Source organism: Microcystis sp. LE19-195.1E, from assembly GCF_027532095.1.
GTDB lineage: Bacteria > Cyanobacteriota > Cyanobacteriia > Cyanobacteriales > Microcystaceae > Microcystis > Microcystis aeruginosa.
Genome location: NZ_JAPZSZ010000210.1, coordinates 1 through 8043 on the forward strand (window position 1 = coordinate 1; position 8043 = coordinate 8043).

8 protein-coding genes and 1 pseudogene are annotated in these 8043 nt (G+C 44.3%); 5 read left to right on the forward strand and 4 right to left on the reverse strand.

Translation table 11 applies throughout. From position 1 onward, the window contains the following. A partial coding sequence (locus O9300_RS12040) for a transposase (RefSeq protein WP_185237766.1) occupies positions 1-112 on the forward strand: 112 nt, incomplete at its 5' end. 1 nt (position 113) lies between these two features. On the opposite strand, the gene O9300_RS12045 is transcribed toward O9300_RS12040, so the two are convergent. Beyond that, positions 114-305, reverse strand: coding sequence for a hypothetical protein (locus O9300_RS12045; protein ID WP_287971847.1), 192 nt, complete (start codon positions 303-305; stop codon positions 114-116). 53 nt (positions 306-358) lie between these two features. Further along, a complete protein-coding gene (gene argC / locus O9300_RS12050) occupies positions 359-1420 on the reverse strand; it encodes an N-acetyl-gamma-glutamyl-phosphate reductase (protein WP_287971849.1) in 1062 nt (353 codons plus the stop codon). Positions 1421-1809: 389 nt separating this feature from the next. Between argC and O9300_RS12055 the strand changes: the two are divergent. Further along, positions 1810-3021 (forward strand): annotated as a pseudogene (locus tag O9300_RS12055) (RNA-guided endonuclease InsQ/TnpB family protein). Between the two features lie 12 nt (positions 3022-3033). Here the strand turns inward: O9300_RS12055 and O9300_RS12060 are convergent. Both O9300_RS12060 and O9300_RS12065 read right to left on the reverse strand, forming a co-directional pair. Continuing rightward, complete coding sequence (locus O9300_RS12060; protein ID WP_079209709.1) at positions 3034-3297, reverse strand: DUF3146 family protein; 264 nt, start codon at positions 3295-3297, stop codon at positions 3034-3036. Positions 3298-3383: 86 nt separating this feature from the next. Next, the gene (locus tag O9300_RS12065) at positions 3384-4373 is read right to left on the reverse strand and encodes a DUF389 domain-containing protein (protein WP_002798368.1); all 990 of its coding nucleotides are present in this window, start codon (positions 4371-4373) and stop codon (positions 3384-3386) included. 690 nt (positions 4374-5063) lie between these two features. Between O9300_RS12065 and O9300_RS12070 the strand changes: the two genes are divergently transcribed. The 3 genes from O9300_RS12070 to O9300_RS12080 form a co-directional block, all read left to right on the forward strand. Beyond that, positions 5064-5537 carry a hypothetical protein gene (locus tag O9300_RS12070; protein ID WP_287971852.1) on the forward strand — a complete coding sequence of 158 codons (474 nt, stop codon included), beginning with the start codon at positions 5064-5066 and terminating at the stop codon, positions 5535-5537. Positions 5538-5569: 32 nt separating this feature from the next. Further along, entirely contained in the window at positions 5570-7759 is a 2190-nt protein-coding gene (locus tag O9300_RS12075) for a chromosome partitioning protein ParA (protein WP_287971854.1), read from the forward strand. A gap of 179 nt (positions 7760-7938) precedes the next feature. After that, the coding region (locus tag O9300_RS12080; protein WP_272013563.1) for a helix-turn-helix domain-containing protein at positions 7939-8043 on the forward strand (105 nt) is incomplete at its 3' end.

The following is an 8043-nucleotide window of genomic DNA, read 5'->3' on the forward strand; positions in this document are numbered from 1 at the left end:
GGTCGAGGGAATCAACAATAAACTTAAACTAATAAAACGGAGAGCCTATGGCTTTAGAAACTTTCGGAATTTTTGGGTTAGAAGTATGTTGTCTTGGCATCTTGTCTGTTGATTTAGCATAAAGGGTAACGAAGAGCCAAATTTTCGATAATTACAAATGTATCAGCAGCTGCGTGTAAGCATCCCACCGAAAAACTAATGCGCTCCGGGGTTTGGGGGGTAGAACCCCCCAAAGGCTTGGATTGAGTGATAAAATCGGAAGTAATGACCAATTTTAGCAGATAGTTTCCCTTTAAAAATCCCAACTCAGTAGATTTACAAAAATGAGATGTACTCGGTTAAACGCATCCAGAAATTTTTAAGGATAAAAACACATTTGCGGCAAAGCAAGGGATTCTTCCCAACCCATCATGAGATTGAGACATTGTACCGCTTGTCCCGATTGTCCCTTAACTAAATTATCGATCGCTGACATCACTATTACTCGATCGGTTCTCGGATCCACTTCAATACCGAGATAACATAAATTAGTACCACAGGCCCATTTAGTTTGTGGATAGACTCCCCCCGGTAGGATTTTGACAAAGGGAGAAGCGCGATAAAAAGCATTGTAGATAGTGATTAAATCATCCCGCACCAGATTGGGATCCCGCAAAGTTGCATAGACTGTGGACAGGATACCCCGGACCATGGGCATTAAATGGGGAGTGAACTGAACGCGCACCTCATGACCGGCTAAATCACCGCAAATCTGCTCGATTTCAGGAGTATGACGGTGTTTTCCCGCTACATTATAGGCCCCGATCGAACTATCTGCTTCTGCCAATAACATATTAATCTTAGCTTGTCTTCCTCCCCCCGAAGTTCCCGATTTGGCATCAATAATCGTGGTTTCCGGGACAATTAAACCCTGTTTTAACAGGGGAGAAATCGCCATTAAACTAGCAGTAGGATAACATCCGGGGCAACCGATCAAAGAGGCATTTTTAATATCTTCCCGATAAAGTTCCGGTAAACCGTACACAGCCGTAGATGCGATCGCTTGATCCTGACGTTCCTTGCCATACCATTTACTATAGGTGTCTAGGCTAGTAAAACGATAATCTGCCGACAGATCCAAGACTTTACACCCTTTAGCGAGCAAAGGAGGGGCTAAATCACAGGCTAAACCATTGGGTAAACCCAAGAAAACCACTTGACAACGGGAAGCAATTGTCTCTAAATCGATCGCCTCCACATTAAGATTAATACTATGACCGAGATGGGGATATAAATCACTGTAGGGTTTCCCCGCACTACTATCGCCCCCCAGATAGACTAATTCGACAAGGGGATGTTCTTTGAGCAAACGTACCAACTGTACGCCACCATATCCCGAAGCGCCGACAATACCCACTGAAACCTTCTGTCCTTGCGTCATTTCCCTTGTTCCTAAAAATTCTTATCGTTAATATAACGCTTTGCTATGGCCGAATTTTAGCCTAACCGGCAGGATTTAAATCAAAAAACTTCCTGTAAAAATCTAGTATCTCGGCCGGGTTGTCCATAAACCGTCAATTTCTCTTGATTAATAGGCGGTTATCTTAATGATGAGGTACGAAGTTTTCCTTTGAGGGAATCTGTCATCGGGAGATGATGCCAAATTAGGTTAAACTTCATCCTCAGGAGAAAAGCTGTAATTCAATCCCCCATATTTACCGAAAATTTGGGTTTAAGGTTCCCCGCACGACCGGGCGGTTTTTCAATGATAGGTTGTCAATTTAGTCTTAAGTGTGCTAAACTAAGTTTATCCTGTCAAGCCTAGCGTAAATGTTTGTTCTAGAATTTAAAGTTGAGGCTAAAACAAAACAATATCAAGCTATAGACGATGCTATTCGCACCGCTCAATTCATCCGTAATAAATGCCTAAGGTGTTGGATGGATAACAAGGGTGTGGATAAATAGGACCTATCGGCTTATTGTCGGGTGTTAGCGCACGACTTTAAATTTGCTGGTGAGTTAAATTCCCAAGCAAGGCAAGCATCGGCTGAAAGAGCATGGTCTTCTATTTCCCGTTTCTTTGATAATTGTAAAAAGAAGGTAGCAGAAAAGAAAGGCTATCCTCAGTTTAAGAAGTTTTCCCGTTCCGTTGAGTATAAAACAACAGGATGGAAGCTTCTTAACCCTAAAACCATTCATTTCAGCGATAAAAAGGAGATTGGAACACTTAAGCTAAAAGGGACTTGGGACTTAGGATACTTTCAACAGTCTGACATTAAACGGGTGAGATTAGTTCGTAGAGCCGATGGTTATTATTGCCAATTTGTTCTTTCTTGTGATGTTAAAGAAGATGTTAAACCATCAGGTAAGTGTATCGGCTTAGATGTGGGGTTAGCTTCTTTCTATACTGACCACGAGGGTAATAAAGTTGACAATCCTAAATTCTTAAGAAAGTCCGAGAAAAAATTAAAGCGGCTTCAAAGACAGTTATCTAACAAGAAAAAGGGAAGTAAAAATCGTCAAAAAGCTAGACAAAGATTGGCTAAGGCTCATCTTAAAATAAGTAGGCAACGTAAAGACTTTGCTGTAAAGTTAGCAAGGTGCGTAGTTCGCTCTAACGATGTGATAGCCCAGGTCGATTTAAGAATTAAGAACTTAGTCAAGAATCATTGTTTAGCTAAATCGATCAATGATGCGGCGTGGTATCAGTTTCGAGAATGGATAGAATATTTTGGAGTTAAATTCGGCAAGATAACGATTGCTGTCCCACCGAACTATACTAGCCAAAACTGTTCAAACTGTGGTGAAATTGTTAAAAAATCTTTATCGACTAGAACCCATCAGTGTAAATGTGGGTGTGTTTTGGACAGGGATGAAAACGCCGCTATCAATATCCTTAAAAAAGGGTTAAGTACCGTAGGGCATACGGGAACTCTCGGGCTAGATCCGATAAACGCTTGGGGAGAGAATACCTCTACTTTTTCAGAAGCGATTCTGTCTAAGCAAGTGATCTCGGTGAACCAAGAATCCCCACGCCTTTAGGCAACGGGAGTGTCAAAATTTTGAGCGCACTGTAAATTCATAATCTCCTCCCGGTTCTAATTGATAATCGTAGCGTTCTAAAAACCGATTCAAGGGTTCAAAAATCAAAGCCCTACCTAGGGAAGGTTGTACTGATAACTTGCCTTGAAGAAAATGCCATTGAAAACGCCATTGATATTGTTCCGTCCGCACTTCTCCCTCTAATTTCCCCGTTTGCCAAGATTGCTTAATTATCCGCACATAAGCCGTGCTTTCTGGTCGATTGCCGCCACTCACCTGAACCCTACCTATAGATTAAATATCAAACATTAAGATAGCGAATTAATCCTTTTTTGTCATTACTTGAGCTAATTTTCTCGACTTTATTCTGGGGCAGTGACTTCATTAACCTTAGAAACCAAGACATTTAATTGAAAAGGTCGCCCCATTTCCTTAGTAATGAATTCTTCCAACAATTCTACCTGTCTGGGGGTAATACTTTCCGCAGTTCTTACTACTAATCTCACCCGGGGAGGTTGCTTGAGCCAATTAATCGAAGATTCCAATAATTCTGCCCGTTGAAAAGTAATCGTTCGTTGTAATAAAGCTTTTTTGAGCAACCTTTCTAAGCGAGCTTGATTGGCCAGAGTTGCAAAACTTATTCCTAACGGAATTAGCAAAACTGCTGTCAGGATAGAAGTCAAAATTAGAGCGTTACGCGCCCGATGAAAATTAGAATAACCTGCCAGCAAAAAGACCAACAAACAGGAGAGAGCAATGCCTAATAAATTGGTAATATATAACAGAGTTGCCCCCAAACTTAGGACCCAATTCCCTTGGGATAATCCTAAACCAATCGTACAAACTGGCGGCATTAAAGCCACGGCGATCGCTGTTCCCGCTAAAGTACCTGAAATTTTCGGTTCTATTTTGGCATAACCACTGATTGCCCCCGCCGTAATTGCTACTCCTAAATCTAAAAGATTCGGTTGAGAACGGGCCTGAATTTCACTACCAAATTCGGAAATTCCGATCAATAATCCTAGCAACCAAGCTATCGCTAAAGCGATGATCGTACCAACTAAAATCGCCAAGGCCGACTTACGAATTAATCGCCAACTGCCAATTAAACCACCAAAAGCCAGACTACGAATCGGCAACATCAAAGGGGCAATAATCATCGCCCCAATAATCACTGCCGCACTATTGGCGACTAAGCCAAAGGTAGCGATCGCACAAGAACTGACAATCAAAGCTAGATAGGGAAAATCGAGGGACGCTTCTAACCATAAATCGCGCCACATAGTCCGCGATTGTTGCCAGGTCAAGGGTTTTCTTGAGAACCACGAGTGGGGCCGTTCTTTTCTCGTCATGGGGCTGAGGAAGATTGACTTTTCTTTTACTTATAGCTTTTTTTGTCTAATCAATGTATATTTGTATCATTTTCTGGTTCTTCGTTACTTGGTATGGTTCAATAGGGGGGCATAAATCGACTAAATCCTTATCTGGCAAGAGTTCTATTGATTAGTTCGTTCTAGACAAAAACAATTGACAAAAATCGCATCAATGTCCTTCTCTATAAGGGTTTCATCCCTTATAGAGAAGGACATTGCATAGCACAAACCGAAGAACCATAATTAACCTGAGTTCGGGATAAGCTAAAACCCTGATGTTACCGTAGCCTGAAACTCCTATTCTTTCGTGGAAGCTATGGCAAAATTCCCTTAAACCGAACTGGCGTTAATTAGCAATTTATTCTGGTCAAAAAAACCAGCTGATTATTTTCATCTTAAGATCTATCAATTCCCCTGATTAAATTCATACTAAATCCGTTGAGTATAGGCTACATATCAGGATAGGCAAAAGGCAAGAGGCAAAAGGGGGAATAAACAATCAGTCTTTAATAACTGGATTTAGTATCATATATTTATTGTTTTTTATTAATAGTTAAGGTCTTGACATAAAAACAACTTTAATATACTATCTACCCTAGATAGTATATTCAGAGATACTCAATAATCTAGAATCAAAATCTCCCAGATTAATTTATCGAGGTTTTGCTCATGCTTTTTCGTCCTACTTGGCTCGGCACTTTATCGCTTGCCCTTGCCTTAAATTGGCCCCTTAGTGCCTCAGAAACCTGCGTCCCGATACCTTTGATCGGTGGTCAAGGAAACCAAGTAACCAAGACCGTTTCTCAACCGACCGTTCCCAGTGTGTTCGGTGTCGATATCACTCGCAATAACTGGAATACCGATTGGGCGGTTCCGAGCGATCGCAGCTGGCAAAAATTCGTGGCCACTATATCCTCGGATGAGGGTGGTTCCTTCGATATCCAGATGTACCTCAAGTACAGCGATCAAACCACGGGACAGTTTTTTAACCAACAAGATGTACGGATCGGCTCGGGTAAACCCCTGACTATTACCGCCACACCGGAACCCAACGATGAACCCTATCAAGTCAATCTTTTTATCGGTGGTGTCAACCATTTCGGCAAGACCTATACGGTAACCGTTGTCGGCTGCTACCGCTAGATCGTTTTTTTAATAGTGAGGAGTGAAAAATTATGGGATTCTCGCCATGCCGCCTGCTGATCTGGACTTTGTTCGGTTTATCGTTTCCCGTCCCCAGTGTTCTTGCCGAAGCGATAGATGACGGGAAAGCGATCGCTCCCGTGACCGTTGCCCCTTCCTTCTGCGAGGGTTTTACCCCCTTGACCAATAGGGTCGCCCCCTTGGTATTCGAGGGGGAAACCCGAACCGAGGAATTACCCGACAGTGCCTGTGCCAAGGATCTGGCGGGAGTAGGAGCGCCCGTTTTGCCAGCCTCTCCCCTCACAGAACCCACCCCGGCTGCGACCCCGATCGCACCGGAAAATTCCGCTCCCCAGGGCCAAGAGGATCGAGGTTGGCAGATTAAATTTCAGCCCTACGCGACCATTCCGATCAGTACCTACGGAACCGCAACGGCCCGGGGACGTACCGTCAGCTATCATCTCGATCTCGGCGAAGTGTTACAATCGCTCCGGGTGACGGGTAGCGCGCGCGTGGAAGCCTGGAACGGTCGTTTCGGTTTGATTTTCGACGGTTATTACGCCAGCTTGAGAAACGTGATCGACCGGCAGAAGACAAGGGTTCGACAGCCGAATTTTATCGACTCCTTGAATTGGTTGCTGAGTCGGGATGCCAGCCAGAGAATTCAAAAAGCGATCAATGGACTCGAAGGCATTTCCCAGTCGGTCGATCGGATACAAGGATTAAAAGAAGAGGGGAGCTTTCAAGAGGCAGGAGACAAAATTCGAGCGTTACGACAGGATATCGCCCTAAAAACCGAACAATTAAGCCAATTACCAGCGGCGGCCGAAGAAGTGCGCAATCAGATACGGCAGGAAGTCGCCCTTCGGGAGGAACAGTTACAGGAACTGGAAACGGCGATCAATAACGCTCGGCAACGTTTTCAGCAAGAGATCGTTCCGAAAATCGAGCAGGCGCAGGAACTGAAGACGACCCTCGCAGAAATTCGACAGGAGGTGCAGCAAGAGGTCGAGCGAAAAGCCGAGCGCTTAAACGAATTTAAACAGGCTCTTGACAGCCTTCAAGGACAATTGGCCGAACGCCAGAATACTTTACAAGAAATGGTCGTAAAAATTCAGACTCTCCCCGACGTGGATATAGGTGAGATTCGGGATAATATCGATATTCGAGATCTCCGGGATTTAGAGCAGAAAATAGCAGAATTACCCCGCGATCCTGCCTTTAGCGATCGGCTAGGAAATTTAAAGGATTTTCAAGAAAAGCTCTCGCAAATACAGGAAGCACTGGCTAGAGGGCAGGAAAAAATTCAAGAATTGCGGGGGTTAAAAGATAGCGAACCCCTGCAACAACTGCAAGCGAAGATTCAAGAGTTACGGGAGCTAAAAGATAGGGAACCCCTACAACAACTACAAGGGAAGATTGAGGAGTTGCGGCAGACTAAAGATAGCGAAATCCTCCAACAATTGCAAGCAAAAGTTCAGGAGCTACAGCAGTTAAAAGATAGCGAACCCCTGCAACAACTGCAAGCGAAACTCCAAGAGTTACGGGGGTTAAAAGATAGCGAACCCCTGCAACGACTCGAACAAGAAATTCAGAACGCCCGAGAATCGCTCGAACAACTAGAACAAACAATGCAACAGGTACAAGAATTCGCCGACAATCGCCAATTACAGCAACTCGAAGCGGATTCGGAAACAAACCTACAATTCGATCAGGGCATCTACGATTTCGCCGTCAGTTACCATATCGGCGCTCCGATCAGCCACGAACTGCCCGAAAAACCCTCTAATCGCTCTTTTCCCTTAATTTGGTTCCAGCCCTATGCGGGCCTTCGTCTCAATAGTATTAGTATCGATATCGAGCAAACGCTTACCGTACAACTATCCAGTCCCCTCGTCAACTTCAGCCAAACTTTCCAACAAACCTTCAGTCAGGGGAGAACTTGGTTTGAACCGCTCCTCGGCGGTAAATTTGGGGTACAGGTGTCCGATCCGATCACTTTATGGATTCGGGGAGACGCTTCCGGTTTCGGGCTGGCCGGCGATACAGATCTAAGCTGGAACCTCCTGTTTGGAGTCGATTGCTGGGTGAATCGCCAAATTTCCCTGCAATTCGCCTATCGTTTCTACGGGATCGAGTATAAAAACGGTAGTGGCGATAACGCGTTCGGTTTTACGCAAAACTTTAACGGACCCTTTCTCGCCGCCACTTTTCACTTTTAACTTAGTGTCAGCATTCATCCCTCGCGCTTAGCGCGATGGGACGGGGCTTTTAAAGGGCCCAAGTAATTCGCCCCAGGGTTCCCCTCATCGAAAATTTGGGTCTGAAACCCCGTCGTTCTACGACGGCTTTACTGTTAAATATGAGCATCGTTTACGAAATATATGCTAAAATGTGAGACATGGAAAAAGCCTATTCGTTTCGATTTTACCCCACACCAACACAAGAGTCGCTATTGCGGCGCACATTGGGCTGTGTAAGATTAGTTTACAACAAAGCTCTCCAC